We start from the raw sequence: 14,449 nt of genomic DNA, 5'->3' as shown, positions 1-14,449 counted from the left end.
TAAATCTCCTTTCAGTCCTCCAGCTCCACTACTCCGATGTAAGGAAGGTTTCTGTATTTCTGGGCATAATCAAGTCCATAACCAACTACAAACTCATCCGGAATGTTGAAGCAGCAGTAATCTACCTCTACATCTGTCACACGTCTCTCCGGCTTGTCAAGAAGTGTACAGAGTTTAATACTGGCCGGGTGTCTGCCCTTTAAGATACGCAGCAGATAACTTAATGTTCTTCCGGAGTCAATGATATCCTCCACGATCAGAACATCCCTGCCTTCCAGCGGCTGGTCAAGATCCTTGACGATCTTTACAACTCCGCTTGATTTCGTGTCATCGCCATAGCTGGATACAGACATGAAATCCAGAGTTACCGGGCGTGTGATCCTCTTGGCAAGCTCACACATAAAGAAAACGCCGCCCTTCAGTACACAGATCATGTGTACTTCCTTGCCTTCATAATCTTTGTTGATCACATCTGCAACTTCCTGGATACGGGCATCTACCTCTGCTTCACTGAGTAAAACTCTGATTTTTTCGCTCATGCTAAAACTCCTCCTTGGTAATGTAATTCCAACACTCTCCCTGTAGTGGAAGTGATCTTATACTGTTCGTTCATCCGTCCTCCCGGGATCCAGAGAATCTCGCTGCCTGCTGCAACAACAGGAATCTTATCTCTTAAGCTTGCCGGGATCTTCTCATCAATAAAGATCCGGTTCAGTTTCTTCCTGCCACCCTCACGGTTCACAACAAGGAAATCACCCTGTCTTCTGGTTCTAACGCATGGACTATTTTTTATTTTATCATAATCAAACCATTTCGTACACTTTTTTTCTTCAATCTTCTGTTTCTTATAGGAAAAAATTTTTGCTTCGAAGATGCCAAACGGGCATTCCAGACTTCCAGGTACCGGAATTTCCCAGAAATCTTCTGCAGGATATTTCTCTCTTTTTACAAGGGATTCTGTACTCTCCGGGGCTTTCCGCGGAACTGTCTTTCCCAGATGGACACCTTCGTACTGCCGGACTGCATAAAGATTCTGCGGGAGCCTTATATAACGGCCGATTCCTTTCTCTGAAACAGACAGCACCTGTTCCACATGAAGGGCAGTAAAATCTTTTCTTTTTCCTGCCAGCTTTCCGAAGGCTTCCAATACTGCATACTCCTGAATGATCTGATCCTCCCTGAAAAACTCCCCCTCAAAAAGATATCCGTCTTTTCTTTCACATCCGGATAAAAGCCGGCTGCCTTTTTCCAAAAGATAATGGTCTGCCGCTGCCAGCATCCTGGCTGTTTCTGCCATATGTTCCACTGCTCTTGGATTGATTTCCTTCTCCATGGCAGGCAAAACATGATGGCGGATCCTGTTTCTGGTGTATTCATCCGACAGATTGGTGCTGTCCGTGATATATGAAATCCCCTTCTCTTTCAGATAATTGACAATTTCCCGGCGTTCTAAACATAAAACCGGACGGATGATCCCATCACCGCAGGGACGGATTCCCGCGAGACCGCGAAGACCTGTTCCTCTGGCCAGGTGATGGAGCATGGTTTCTGCCAGATCATTGCGGTTGTGGGCCAGTGCCACAAGAAACTGCGGCTGGTCTTCCGTCTTCTGTTCCGGAAACCCCATTCTTTCTCTCTCCCTGAAAAAAGCCTGCTTCCGGACGATCCTTCCGGTTTCCTCCTCTCCAAGCTTCCATTCCTTCGCAAGCTCCGGAACCGGATAGTGATACACCTCAAAAGGGATCTCCCATTCTTCGCAGATTTTTCTCACCATGGATTCGTCTCTGTCTGCCTCTTCACCACGGATTCCATGATGGATATGGACAGCCTCCAGCTCGAAGCCCATATCATGCTGAATACACTTCAGGATATGGAGCATGGCAATGGAATCTGCACCGCCGGACACTCCTGCTGCCACCATATCCCCTGCCTTCAGCATATGATTTTCTCTGATATATTTCTTTACACGTTCGATCATTTCTTCTTATATCGTCCTTCTGTATAAAAAACTTCTATTTCTTCCACAGTCCTGCCACAACAACTGTCATGTCATCCCTGGCACGGTAATCGCTGTATCCAAGAACCCTCTCCAGGATTCCCCTCCCCATCTCCTTAGGCTCTTTTTCCCGGACATCCATGATGATCTCCTTCATGGTCTCCTCCTCCCGCTCAGCCGGAAGTGCATCGAGAACACCGTCTGTCATCATGATCAGATAATCCCCATGATAAAGTTTTCTTGAGGCTGTGTCAAAATCCAGCTGCTGCACAAGTCCTGCTGCCAGACTCTCTGATGCAATGGATTCCACCCAGTGATCTCGCTTGATAAAAGTAGACGAAGCTCCTGCCTTGAGAAAATTGCAGATTCCTGTATACAGATCCACAGCACAGATATCCACTGTGGAAAACATCCCTTCCCTGCCCTTCAAAAGCAATGCGGAATTCACCATTCTGGCTGCTGTTTCCTGGGAAAGCCCTGATTCCATAAACTGTTCCAGAAGTTCCACAACAATCTCACTCTCCTTGAAAGCTTCCATCCCGGACCCCATTCCATCGGAAAGGCAGAGAAAAAATCTTCCATCTTCTTCCTGTCGGCAGATATAATTATCTCCGGAAACCTTCTCCTGTTCTCTTGTAAGCCTGGCCACTCCATAAAGCATCTGATAACTCACATCTTCCACAAAATGCACAGTATGGAATTCTCCGTTCACAATGCTTCTGCTACCCTGTTCCGGAGTCATGGGACTTCCGCAGATTCTTGACAGGATCTGGGAGCTCTCTGCCATGGAAATGCACTGGCCGCTCCTGGCTCTCATATTAAGAAAAACCTGGCGTCTTCCTTCGATCTTGTCCATGACCCAAACATGGCGGATGATCACATGTTTTTTTCGAAAAGCTTTTCTAAGATCTTCCTGAAACTGCGGATCTGCAGGCATGATATCATAAAGCTCCTCTGCCATATGATCCATGATCCTGGATATCTCCGTAAGCTGCTGCGCTACTGCCAGCCGGCTTTCGATCATACGGTTGTCCCATACAAGATTCTGCCGTTCTTCCCTGAATTCTTCCCCCATCACCTGAAAATACTGGGATGATTTTCCGCAGACTCCCATCCATTCACTGCGTACCTGGCGGATAGCCTCCTCATCTCCTTCTTCCATAGTGCGTATCAGGTTTTCACTGCAGCGCATGGTATCACCGGCACGTTCTCCCCAGCAGATCTCTCTCTGATAGCATCTGGAACATACTGTCTGGCTGGTATCTGAGATAATCCGGTTCAGCTGTCCGCTGCTCAAAAATTCCTTGCGGTACGGCATGCCGTAAAAAGTATCTGCCAGCTTACGAAGTGATGCTGCATACCTCTCCACCTTCTCCTTCTGGGGATGGCTTTCACCCAGCGGCATGATTTCTTCTTTTTCGTGCTTTTTTCCCGAAAAGACAGTTTTTGCCATGTCCCGGATCATCAGCAGTATGCTGATTACGAGCATGGCAATTATCCATTCCTGCATATTCTCCCCTCCCCTGATAGCCTTCACTGACTGATTATTATAAAGGAGGTTTTATGAAATATCTGTCAAAGCTGCACGAAAACCAGAAAAAACTTTTCACCAAAATACGAAATATTTCGGCTATTTCTCTTCCTGGAATACGATCTCGTTATCTTTCACAAGACCAAGCTTCTCCCTGGCTGCTTCTTCCACATATTCATCTGTCTTCATGTATTCTTTCTCAGCATCGATCTCCTTGGTACGATCTTTCTCGCTCTCAATAGATTTCTCCAGTGCGGACGCCTTGGAATTATAATAATCCAGACGGTTCTGAAGCGTTCTGGCCTGCATCATAAGGCTTCCAAGCATAACCAGTGCAATGACTGTAATTCCCATCATGCCGAGATAATTGTATCCGATTTTTCTCTTTCCTTTTCCCTTCCCTGGCTTCTTCAATCTGTCTGCTCCTTTTTCATTTATATCTGCATCGTTTCCTTTTTCTGAGCTTACATATCCAGATTTTACATCTTCTGCAAAGAAATATCAACCAGTTTGCCGTCTTTTTTCTTCAGCGAAACAGCCTTTTTAAAAGGGACTCTTCTTTTTTATCTTTTTTTCTGCCAGGATAGCTGAGACTGTCGATTCTTCCTTCCAGACTGATCTCCCCGCTTTCCAGGTCAAGGTGTTTTACATGGAGTGCTTCACCCTTTATGTCCAGTTTTCCCTCTTCTGTATTCAGCAGTATTTCTTTTTCGTCAAAAGAGATCACCTCTCGGATTCCTGTGATTGTACCGCCTTTTTGCCTCTCCAGCATCAGTCTGTGAAGTGATGCAGATTTCTTCTCGTCCAACTCCAGCCTCCCAAGCGCGATTTCTCTTTTATTTTATGAAAAAGGCTGCCGGAATAGAACATTCTGCCTGACTGACAGCTTTCCCTTCATCAGATGTAGCGGAACATACTCTCCACTTCGTCTTTCTTTACAGTATCTTTCACCTCCAGAACTTCCACCTTTACATTCCGGCTTCCGAACTGGATCTCAACTGTGTCGCCGGTCTTCACCTGAACAGATGCCTTGGCCGGTTTGTCATTAACCAGAACTCTTCCCGCATCGCATGCTTCATTAGCTACTGTGCGACGTTTGATCAGACGGGATACCTTCAAATATTTGTCAAGACGCATATTTTTTCCTCCTAAAAAAGCAGGGGAAACCAAAATCCGGTTCCCCCTGCCGTTATCACTCTGAACTAACAGATTATTTACCGTTGACAACGTCCTTTAAAGCTTTTCCAGCTTTGAATTTCGGAGACTTGGAAGCCTCGATTGTCATGGTCTCACCAGTCTGAGGATTTCTTCCCTCTCTTGCAGCTCTTGTGCTGACTTCGAAAGTTCCGAATCCAACCAACTGAATCTTCTCGCCCTTTTTCAGCTCATCAGTTACAACATCGATAAAAGATTTCAGAACAGCTTCTACATCTTTCTTGGAAAGATTGGTATCTTTCGCCATAGCTGCTACTAATTCTGTTTTATTCATGGTGTTTCCTCCTAATAATTGATGTTCTCTTATTTTTTGGCTTTGCTTTATATATATAACCCTTTTGACTTATAATGTCAAGGTTTTTCGCGTATTACAGGCGTTTTCTCCGATTTTTTTCCCGCTTTTTCAGCTCATCCCAGGAAAGGCTGCAGGCTTCTTTATCTTCCGGGAAAAATATCTTGGGATGACGGAATTTCATCTTGTCTGCAACGCCGCTGATCACATCATCTACGGTGAACGCTCCCTCTTCACGGGCGATCTCACTCTGAAGGATAACCAGCATCAGAAGATCTCCAAGCTCCTCGCAGAAATTGTCACTGTCCCCGGTATCCCGGAAGTGATCAATACCTTCCAGAACTTCCTCAGTCTCATTGACCAGACATTCTTTCAGGCTCTCGTGGGTCTGTACACTGTCCCACGGACAATCTCTGCGAATCCGCTTTATGATGTCAACAAGTTCTTCGAATGTGTATCTGTCCTGTTCTGCCATTATTTCATGGAATCTACCATTGCAAGAACAGCCTTGCCCATTGCATCCGATTTCTCGTCTGCATCTGCAAGGGATGTTCCCTTAACGCCATAGTAGAATTTAACCTTCGGCTCTGTTCCGGACGGTCTTACGCAAACCCATGCATCGTCTGTAAGCTCATAGTAGAGAACATTGGAATTCGGAAGACCTGTAGGTTTCTTCTCGCCTGTTGCAAGATCTGTGATCTCGTCAAGCTTATAGTCACGGACAGCTGTTACCTTATGTCCGGCAAACTCTGCCGGCGGGTTCTGGCGAAGAGTTGTCATGATCTCCTGGATTTTCTGAAGTCCCTCGATACCTTTCATGGTAACTGCCTGAATAGCATCCTTGTAGTATCCGAACTCCTCGTACATGTCGATCATTGCATCCCAGAGAGTCTTGCCCTGAGTCTTATAATAAGCTGCTGCCTCGCAAAGTGCCATAGTTGCAACAATGGCATCTTTATCTCTTGCGTAAGTTCCGATCAGGCAGCCGTAGCTCTCCTCAAATCCGAAAAGATATGTACCCTTACCGCTGTTCTCAAATCCAAGAATCTGCTGTCCGATGTATTTGAATCCCGTAAGTACTTCGATCAGTTTTACGTTGTATCCCTTGGCAATAGCATCTGCCAGGTTAGTTGTAACGATTGTCTTTACAAGGGCTCCGTCTTCAGGAAGGCTTCCGTTTACAGCCTTTCTCTGGCTCAGCTCATAGTTTGCAAGAAGGCATCCGGACATATTTCCGGTAAGATCATGGTACTCGCCATTCTTATCTTTTACGCGGACGCCAAGGCGGTCTGCATCCGGGTCTGTTGCAAGTACAATGTCTGCATCAACTTCTTTTGCAAGCTTCAGGCCAAGTTCAAATGCCTCTGCTGCCTCCGGGTTCGGATAGCTTACTGTCGGGAAATCTCCGTTCGGAAGCTCCTGCTCCGGTACTACGTATACGTTTTCAAATCCAAGCTCTTTGAGGATTCTTCTGGCCGGGATATTACCGGTTCCGTGAAGCGGTGTGTAAACGATCTTAAGGTTCCTGCCCTCTGCCTCGATGGCGTCCATATGGATGATCTGTTTCTTAAGCTCTGCCATATAAGCATCGTCAACAGCCTGTCCGATCACCTCGAAAAGTCCTGCCTTCACTGCTTCTTCTTTATCCATTGTCTTCACTGTGTTCCAGTCAGAGATTGCTTTTACCTCGCCCATGATTCCTGAGTCATGAGGCGGTGTGATCTGTGCGCCGTCCTCCCAATAAACCTTGTATCCGTTGTATTCCGGCGGGTTATGGCTGGCTGTTACGTTGATACCTGCAACACATCCCAGATGACGTACTGCAAAAGAAAGCTCCGGTGTCGGGCGAAGTGTCTCAAAGATATAAGCCTTGATTCCGTTAGCTGCCAGACAAAGTGCTGCTTCCTGAGCAAACTCCGGTGACATATGACGGGAATCATATGCAATGGCAACCCCCTGGGATTTCTTGTCTACTTTAGCAATGTAGTTGGCAAGACCCTGTGTAGCTCTTCTTACAACGTAAATATTCATACGGTTGGTTCCCGCGCCAATGATACCGCGCAGGCCTGCCGTACCAAACTCAAGATCCATATAAAAACGCTCTTTGATCTCGTTCTCGTCGTCTTTAATTGCTTTCAGCTCATCTTTTGTTGTCTCGTCAAAGTATGGGTTTTCAAGCCACTGATTATAGATTTCCTTATAATCCTCCATGTTTCAAAGTACCTCCCTGTTTCTCATATACTGTACTCAATATTATATTACAGTTTTCTGAAAAATGGAAGTTTTGTTTTTGCCTTATTCAGAATAACTCCTGCACGAAGCACTGTCCTGAAAAACTTTCCCACTGCTCTTTCTGACGGATCATCATGCGCAGCTTTTCCACATTTTTCCCGGAAACTACCACCTTATTGTGGGTGTAATAATGATTGGCAAGCTTCCAGTATTTTTCCGGATAGAAAAAACGAACTTTCAGGTTCTGCCATTCTGACTTTGAGATCGGACGCACTGCATTATAAGATGAGAGCATTTTTTCCGCCATACGGGGATCCCAGCTGTATTTCTCCAGTATCTTGCGCATAAATCGGTAAAGATCTGCCATCTGCACGTCAAAACTCCAGTGGCCGAAATTGGTCACAGCTGCATTTCTGCCTAAGATTAGCACATTGTGCTGGTTGAACTCTCCATGACAGATACAGCCTGCACGCAAAGCTTGTTCCCTGAGCCTGTCATAATCCGTTGTCTTAAGCATGGAAACTGCCTCTTCGCCTTTTTCCAGAAACCATTCCACACTCCGGAGGTAATCTTTTTCGAAAGGATTGGATGCCCCTTTCTTTCGGATAAAGCTGCGTATCTTACGGAGTTCCTGGTTGTGGCGGATGTATTCATCTTTCAAGTCTCGTCCTGTATAATCCTTCTCCAGCGGGAGCTGCATTTTTCTGTGGATCTCTGCCAGTATGCGCACACTTTTCAGGATATCAGCTTCTGATTTTGTGTCACATTCCCGTCCGTCAAACCAGATCTGTGCAGTATAGGGTATGGAATCTTTGTCCCTGCTTACCAGCGCGCCTTCTTGATTTTCCAGAAATGTATCAACATGGCAGCCCTCATTCTGAAGTTTCATAAGAAGCATCTGCTGCATGGCAAGCTTTTTTTCTGATCCGTGGAATTCCCGCAGGATCACAGGGCCTTTTTCTGTCCTGCACAAAAGCGCACCTCTTACCCTGCCGGAGATTGAAGCAGTAAGCCCATACTGCTCCAGTACGCTCAGACCATAATCGTACAAACAATTTCCCCCCTGCCTTATTTTACGTTCTATCTTATGCAGGGGGGAAATTTGTTATTCTATTCGGTTTTTATGCTATCTTTTTCTGCTGCTTCAAGAAGTTTTTCTTTTGTATTAAGGGAAGGATCTTCCAATACACTGTCAAGAAGCTTTTCCAGAAGATCTCCCAGTTCCGGTCCTGCCGGGTGTCCGGCATTTATCAAATCTTTTCCGGTGACTGCCAGGGTCTTCAGAGATGTACACTCGCCTCTTTTAAGGATCTCCTGATAAGTTTCTGTCACGCCGTTCAGACGTGCCAGCTTTTCCTCTCTTTTATACATACTCTGGGATAAAAGATCTGCCCTCTGTACTTTCAGATACAGTGGAAAAAGCTCCTCTCCAATAAGGTTCACAGATCTTCTCACATCCTCAGCTGACGGAGTCGGGCGAAGATCATGGTACCGGATCAGGCGACAGATGTTTCGAATTGTTGCATTGTCAAATTTCAGTCGGCGCAGGATCTTTCCTGCCAGCTTCTCGCCTGCCGGTCCATGAGTCTTGAAGTGGTCTCTACCGTTCTCATCAGTCTTTTTCACAACAGGTTTCGCAATGTCATGAAGAAGCATGGTGATACGGAGAAGCCGGTCATTTTCAATCTCTGTAAGGCTTTTCAGAATGTGCTCACCCACTGTATAGCAATGATGCGGAGTATTCTGCTTTGTCTCCATACAGGCATCAAATTCCGGAAGAAATTCCCGGGTCAGGCCTGTCTCCCATGCTGTGCGAAGATAGTCCGGATGATCGGATACCAGCAGCTTCACAAGCTCTGTCTGGATACGTTCTGCACTGACATGCTCCAGATTTCCTGCCATTCGCGCCAGTGCCGCCTTCGTATTCTCCTCCACTGTAAAACCAAGCTGTGCAGAAAAACGTACTGCGCGGAGCATCCGAAGGGCATCTTCCGTAAAACGCTCCACCGGATTTCCCACACAGCGGATGATCTTCTGATCAATATCTTCCATTCCGCCAAACAGATCCACCAGTCCATGTTCCGGATGATAAGCCATTGCGTTGATGGTAAAATCTCTTCTCTTAAGATCTTCCTCAAGGCTTCTGGTAAATGTCACTGCATCCGGATGGCGGCCATCATGATATTCTCCGTCCACACGGTAGGTCGTCACCTCGAAGCCTTCTTTATCCATCATCACTGTTACGGTTCCATGCTGGATCCCTGTGTCCACGGTTCTGTGAAAAAGTTCCTTCACCTGCTCCGGAAGTGCGGAGGTTGTGATGTCCCAGTCTCCCGGCACTCTGTTCAGCATGGAATCCCGGACGCAGCCACCGACAACGTAGGCCTCATAGCCGGCAGCATTCAACGTACGCAGGATCTGTGCTGCCTTTTGTGGTATATTTATTGTCATAAATTTAATATGCACGTCCCCAGTAAACCATCTTCTTAGCCGGTTTTCCGCAGCATACGCAAACATCGCTTAACTGCTCCTGCTCAAATGGCATACATCTGGATGTTGCCTGGAAATCTTCTTTGATCTTGTCCTCGCATGCACGGTCGCCGCACCACATAGCTTTGATGAAGCCTGGCTTGCTGTTGATGATCTCGCCGAACTCTTCATAATTCTTTGCTACGTAAGTATGTGACTCTCTGTGTGCACGTGCGCGCTCCAGCATATCATGCTGAATGGTATCCAGAAGCTCTTTTACCTTATCTGCAAGCTCCTCGAAGGATACTGTATATTTCTCACGGGTATCTCTTCTGCAGAGAACTGCCTGCCCGTTCTCAATATCTTTCGGTCCGCACTCAACACGAATCGGTATACCACGCATCTCCTGCTCAGCGAATTTAAATCCCGGGCTCTTGTCTGTAGCGTCAACTTTTGCACGGATTCCTGCTGCTTTCAGTGCTGCAAGAAGCTCGTCCGCTTTCTCCATAACACCCTCTTTACGCTGCTGGATCGGGATGATCACAGTCTGTACCGGAGCGATTCTCGGAGGAAGAACAAGACCGCTGTTATCGCCGTGTACCATGATGATGGCACCAATCATACGTGTTGTCATTCCCCAGGATGTCTGGTGAACATATTTCAGTGTGTTGTCTTTATCTGTGTACTGGATTCCGAATGCTTTCGCAAAACCATCTCCGAAGTTATGGCTTGTACCGGACTGAAGAGCTTTTCCATCGTGCATCAGGGACTCAATAGTATAAGTAGCCTCAGCACCTGCAAATTTCTCTTTATCTGTCTTCTGGCCTTTGATAACCGGAATTGCGAGAACTTCCTCACAGAAATCTGCATAGATATTCAGCATCTGGATGGTACGCTGTTCAGCTTCCTCAGCTGTTGCATGTGCTGTATGTCCTTCCTGCCACAGAAACTCTCTGGAACGAAGGAACGGACGTGTTGTTTTCTCCCAGCGGACAACAGAGCACCACTGATTATATACCTTCGGAAGATCTCTGTGGGACTGGATTTCTTTCTGATAGAAATCGCAGAACAGAGTCTCAGAAGTCGGACGCACACAAAGTCTCTCCTGAAGCGGATCAAGACCGCCATGAGTAACCCATGCAACCTCCGGAGCAAAACCTTCTACATGATCCTTTTCTTTATCAAGAAGAGACTCCGGGATAAAGATCGGCATGTAAACATTCTCTACGCCGGTTTCTTTAAATCTGCGGTCAAGCTCATGCTGGATATTCTCCCAGATCGCATAACCTGCCGGTTTGATCGCCATACATCCTTTAACACTTGTATAGCCGCAAAGCTCAGCCTTCTTAACAACGTCTGTATACCACTGAGCAAAATCCTCATCCATAGACGTGATGGCCTGTACTAATTTCTTTTCTTTTGCCATGATAAATCTCCTTTTTCTTGTGATCTAAAACAAATCGCCGACTGCTGCCCAGCCGCCAATAATCCGGAATCCATCCGGCCACTCTTCCATCCCATAAACCGTACATCATATCACAGTCCCGTTTTACGGACAAAAAAATAAGCCCTCCGAATCCCTCACAAGGGACCGAATGACTTCGGCGGTACCACCCCAGTTAACAGCCGAAAAAGCTGCTCTCTCAATACCCGTTAACGCCGGAAACACACGCCACGCTTCAATCACGCAGAGCTCCGAGGCCGGTTCCACAGTTAACCTGACAGGACTCTCACACCACCATCTGACTCTCATCAGCTGGGAATCCCTCTCTGCGACATATCCCTGTGTACTATTCTCATCATCGCCGTATCTTCGTCCATTTTAGGCGAAAATCCCGACAATGTCAACCCCAAAGATCAAGGATTTACTTCTTCTTTTTATACGAAAAACCCGGTATCCCTGACTTTCTCAAAGATACCGGATCTCCTATCAGTTAAGCTGGAAATGAGACTCGAACTCACGACCCCTTCATTACGAGTGAAGTGCTCTACCGACTGAGCTATTCCAGCCTGTGATAAACACAACTGATATTATACCTGATTTTATAAAAAATGCAAGTGTTTTTCCAGAATCTTGCCAGATTATTTCGCCATCATTTCTTTCTGGAGGTTACTTTCTTTACTGCATCTTTTACTGCTGATGTTGTTTCTGCTGCTGTTTCCCTGACTCTTTTCACTGCACTGGTTACTGTTTTTTCTGCCGTTTTCTCCGCTGATCTCATATCTGCTTTCTGCTTCATATTTCTTTCCGGGGTTTTCGGAATTGATGCTTTTGATCTGGATTTCGGTATTTTTGCATTGGATCTCTTTGTTGTTCTGCTTTTTCCGGATGCAGTCTTTACAATTTTTTTATCTTCTTTTGTGTGTTTTGGTGCTTTTGATGTTTTTCTCTGCACTGTTTTCTTCTCAGGTGTACAGATGAATACAGCCACACCATATGCCGGAAGTTTCAGTTTCAGAGAATATTCACGGTTGTCACATTCTGTATCTGCACAAGACTTTGCCCTGGCATTTACCACACCCTTGCCGCCATATTTTCCGCTATCGCTGTTTAAGATTTCCTTATATTTTCCTTTAAAAGGAACTCCCACCTGATAGCTGTCGTAGGAAACCGGTGAGAAATTGCACACTGCAAGAAGGGTTTCCTCCGGCTTCTCTGTTTTTCTCAGAAATGCAACGATATTCTCATCAGAATCTGTAAACCGGATCCATTCAAAACCGTCAGAATTACCATCCATTGCATACAGTGCTGGATTTGTTCTGTAAAGCTCATTCAGATCATGAATGTACTCTTTCAGCTCCGGCTGGATATCAGAATCCGGTGCAGTCATCTTTATTCCCGGATGAAGGATAAGATAAGCATATGCTTCACGTAGCTGTGCGTTTTTCTCTTTCAGAGTTCCCGGAAGTTTTTCCAGAAATTCAGCGGTAGTACCTACGTCCCTTTTTCCCAGGGTAAGTACATAATGTTCACTGTAGGCATACATCATGGAAAGAGTCATCTGGTCATAATGCTCATGTCTCCTCACAGGCTCTGTTTCCATATATGTGAGAAGATCCCTTGTCCATCCACCGCTCCATTTATAATCAAAGCCAGGATGATCATTCTCCACACTGTCTGTAAGCTGCGGCCATAAACCATCCTCCTGAGCGATCATAAGAACCCCCGGATTCCGTTTCTTTACAATGGAATTCAGATGCTTGATAAATTCCAGTGCCTGAAGATTCTCACCGGAACCATAGATATTAGGAGTCCACTGGCCTGCCTCCCTTCCGAAATCCAGATACAGCATGGCATCCACATCATCCAGACGGAATCCGTCCACATGAAATTCATCCAGCCAGAAAAACGCATTGGACAGCAGAAAATTTCTCACCATCGGGCTTCCGTAATTATAAAGCATGGTTCCCCACATCGGATGCACAGCCATAGCCGGATCCTGCACTTCATAAAGCGGTGTTCCGTCAAACTTCTCAAGTCCTGCATCAAAACGCGGGAACTGTGCAGGTGCCCAGTCAAGTATCACACCGATCCCGGCCTGATGGAGTTCCTCCACAAGTACGCGGAAATCCTCTACTGTACCAAAACGTGTTGTCACAGAATAGTATGCAGAAGTAGAATAACCACCTGATTTCTGATCCAGATATTCCATGACCGGATGTAATTCCACATGTGTATAGCCGGTTTCTTTTACGAAATTTACAAAATCAATGTTATTTTTCCATGCAGTGATATCTGTCTCATAAACAGATACCGGAATTTCGCGGCTTTCATATTTTACACGTTCCTTCATCCACACATCATCCTGCCAGGAAAAATCTCCCAGCTCTGTCACAACGGAGATCACGGAAGGCGGTTCCTGCGTACCGTTTCCATAGGGATCTGATTTTCGCCGGATATTCCCTCCTTTGACTTTGATCTCATATTGATAAGCACTTCCTGCCTTCACTCCCGGAACAAACAGTTCAAAGATACCTGACATTGGCATGCGGTGCATTGGCAGACGCCGTCCATCCCATCTGTCAAAATCTCCCACTACACTGACACGTATCGCATTCGGTGCCCAGACAGCAAAATAGGTTCCCTGTACACCACCGCAGTTCCCAGGATGCGCACCCAGCTTCTGATAAGCTTTGTAATAAACACCTGCACAGAAGGCTTTCTCCTCTTCTTCTGTAATCTGGCAAGGACATTCATATGCATCATAAAAAGTTTCCTTCATGTTTCCTCTTGTTACACGGAAGCGATATTCCGGAATTCTTTTCAGCGGGATCATCACTGCATAATATCCCGCTTCATCTTCCAGTGTCATTGGATAGACTTTTTTTCCAACTAATACTTCCGCTGCTTCTGTTCCCGGAAAAAATCCCTGGATCAGCACACCGTCTTCCGTCACCCTGGGCTGCATCACATCCCTTGGCGCAGCTTCCTCACCATAAACAATTGCCTCGATTCGGGGCCAATCCATATATTCATACGCTTTATCAGCCATAATCGTCTCCTCCGTCATTTTTGTTGTTTTATAGACTCAGTTTATCACTTTTTTACAGAAAAATAAAGATTACCATCATTAATCTTCGCAAAAAAATATACAAGTAACCGGTAACAGAATAGAAAATAAATGAATTTGGTTCTTCCCAAAACCACTTTCAGCGATTATAATATGAACCAGAAATATGAAGCACATAATAAAATTATCAGGAGGAAACATAA

13 protein-coding genes and 1 tRNA gene are annotated in these 14,449 nt (G+C 45.8%); all 14 read right to left on the bottom strand.

The window, feature by feature from the left end; all coding sequences use genetic code 11:
* Positions 1-11: 11 nt before the first annotated feature.
* The 14 genes from hpt to glgB all read right to left on the bottom strand — a co-directional run bounded on the left by hpt (position 12) and on the right by glgB (position 14,228).
* Positions 12-539, bottom strand: a complete 528-nt coding sequence (hpt, locus tag AC04Q4_RS17420) for a hypoxanthine phosphoribosyltransferase (RefSeq protein WP_173737514.1) — start codon at positions 537-539, stop codon at positions 12-14.
* The gene (gene tilS, locus AC04Q4_RS17415; RefSeq protein WP_173756015.1) at positions 536-1,978 is read right to left on the bottom strand and encodes a tRNA lysidine(34) synthetase TilS; all 1,443 of its coding nucleotides are present in this window, start codon (positions 1,976-1,978) and stop codon (positions 536-538) included. Before tilS ends, hpt begins: the two co-directional genes overlap by 4 nt.
* A gap of 34 nt (positions 1,979-2,012) precedes the next feature.
* On the bottom strand, positions 2,013-3,506 hold the full coding sequence (locus AC04Q4_RS17410) for a SpoIIE family protein phosphatase (protein WP_476389385.1): 1,494 nt from the start codon (positions 3,504-3,506) through the stop codon (positions 2,013-2,015).
* A gap of 120 nt (positions 3,507-3,626) precedes the next feature.
* Positions 3,627-3,941: an FtsB family cell division protein gene (locus AC04Q4_RS17405; protein ID WP_243251357.1), complete on the bottom strand. Its 315-nt coding sequence runs from the start codon at positions 3,939-3,941 to the stop codon at positions 3,627-3,629.
* A 112-nt stretch (positions 3,942-4,053) separates the two neighbouring features.
* Positions 4,054-4,335 (bottom strand): sporulation protein YabP, encoded by a 282-nt coding sequence (gene yabP / locus AC04Q4_RS17400; RefSeq protein ID WP_173737511.1) that lies wholly within the window; start codon positions 4,333-4,335, stop codon positions 4,054-4,056.
* A gap of 89 nt (positions 4,336-4,424) precedes the next feature.
* Entirely contained in the window at positions 4,425-4,664 is a 240-nt protein-coding gene (locus AC04Q4_RS17395; RefSeq protein WP_118062154.1) for an RNA-binding S4 domain-containing protein, read from the bottom strand.
* Between the two features lie 73 nt (positions 4,665-4,737).
* Positions 4,738-5,016, bottom strand: a complete 279-nt coding sequence (locus AC04Q4_RS17390; RefSeq protein ID WP_015527117.1) for an HU family DNA-binding protein — start codon at positions 5,014-5,016, stop codon at positions 4,738-4,740.
* A gap of 94 nt (positions 5,017-5,110) precedes the next feature.
* Positions 5,111-5,509, bottom strand: coding sequence for a MazG nucleotide pyrophosphohydrolase domain-containing protein (locus tag AC04Q4_RS17385; protein ID WP_173756013.1), 399 nt, complete (start codon positions 5,507-5,509; stop codon positions 5,111-5,113).
* Entirely contained in the window at positions 5,509-7,245 is a 1,737-nt protein-coding gene (locus AC04Q4_RS17380; protein WP_173737509.1) for a phospho-sugar mutase, read from the bottom strand. Before AC04Q4_RS17380 ends, AC04Q4_RS17385 begins: the two co-directional genes overlap by 1 nt.
* 88 nt (positions 7,246-7,333) lie before the next feature.
* Complete coding sequence (locus AC04Q4_RS17375; RefSeq protein WP_173756012.1) at positions 7,334-8,317, bottom strand: protein kinase family protein; 984 nt, start codon at positions 8,315-8,317, stop codon at positions 7,334-7,336.
* Positions 8,318-8,376: 59 nt separating this feature from the next.
* Complete coding sequence (locus tag AC04Q4_RS17370) at positions 8,377-9,717, bottom strand: CCA tRNA nucleotidyltransferase (protein WP_476389384.1); 1,341 nt, start codon at positions 9,715-9,717, stop codon at positions 8,377-8,379.
* Between the two features lie 4 nt (positions 9,718-9,721).
* Positions 9,722-11,161: a proline--tRNA ligase gene (proS, locus tag AC04Q4_RS17365; protein ID WP_119239096.1), complete on the bottom strand. Its 1,440-nt coding sequence runs from the start codon at positions 11,159-11,161 to the stop codon at positions 9,722-9,724.
* 511 nt (positions 11,162-11,672) lie between these two features.
* Positions 11,673-11,745 (bottom strand) — tRNA-Thr (locus tag AC04Q4_RS17360).
* Between the two features lie 83 nt (positions 11,746-11,828).
* The gene (gene glgB, locus AC04Q4_RS17355) at positions 11,829-14,228 is read right to left on the bottom strand and encodes a 1,4-alpha-glucan branching enzyme (protein WP_476389383.1); all 2,400 of its coding nucleotides are present in this window, start codon (positions 14,226-14,228) and stop codon (positions 11,829-11,831) included.
* Positions 14,229-14,449 lie beyond the last annotated feature (221 nt).

This window comes from Blautia sp. HA8986 (genome assembly GCF_056504635.1).
Note: the sequence above shows the minus strand (reverse complement) of the source record. Positions and strands in the feature narration are given on the sequence as shown.

Excerpts from the sequence above, each read along its gene's own strand:
- hpt (WP_173737514.1), bottom strand. The coding sequence starts at position 539 with ATGAGCGAAAAAATCAGAGTTTTACTCAGTGAAGCAGAGGTAGATGCC.
- tilS (WP_173756015.1), bottom strand. The coding sequence starts at position 1,978 with ATGATCGAACGTGTAAAGAAATATATCAGAGAAAATCATATGCTGAAG.
- AC04Q4_RS17410 (WP_476389385.1), bottom strand. The coding sequence starts at position 3,506 with ATGCAGGAATGGATAATTGCCATGCTCGTAATCAGCATACTGCTGATG.
- AC04Q4_RS17395 (WP_118062154.1), bottom strand. The coding sequence starts at position 4,664 with ATGCGTCTTGACAAATATTTGAAGGTATCCCGTCTGATCAAACGTCGC.
- AC04Q4_RS17390 (WP_015527117.1), bottom strand. The coding sequence starts at position 5,016 with ATGAATAAAACAGAATTAGTAGCAGCTATGGCGAAAGATACCAATCTT.
- AC04Q4_RS17385 (WP_173756013.1), bottom strand. The coding sequence starts at position 5,509 with ATGGCAGAACAGGACAGATACACATTCGAAGAACTTGTTGACATCATA.
- AC04Q4_RS17380 (WP_173737509.1), bottom strand. The coding sequence starts at position 7,245 with ATGGAGGATTATAAGGAAATCTATAATCAGTGGCTTGAAAACCCATAC.
- AC04Q4_RS17370 (WP_476389384.1), bottom strand. The coding sequence starts at position 9,717 with ATGACAATAAATATACCACAAAAGGCAGCACAGATCCTGCGTACGTTG.
- proS (WP_119239096.1), bottom strand. The coding sequence starts at position 11,161 with ATGGCAAAAGAAAAGAAATTAGTACAGGCCATCACGTCTATGGATGAG.
- glgB (WP_476389383.1), bottom strand. The coding sequence starts at position 14,228 with ATGGCTGATAAAGCGTATGAATATATGGATTGGCCCCGAATCGAGGCA.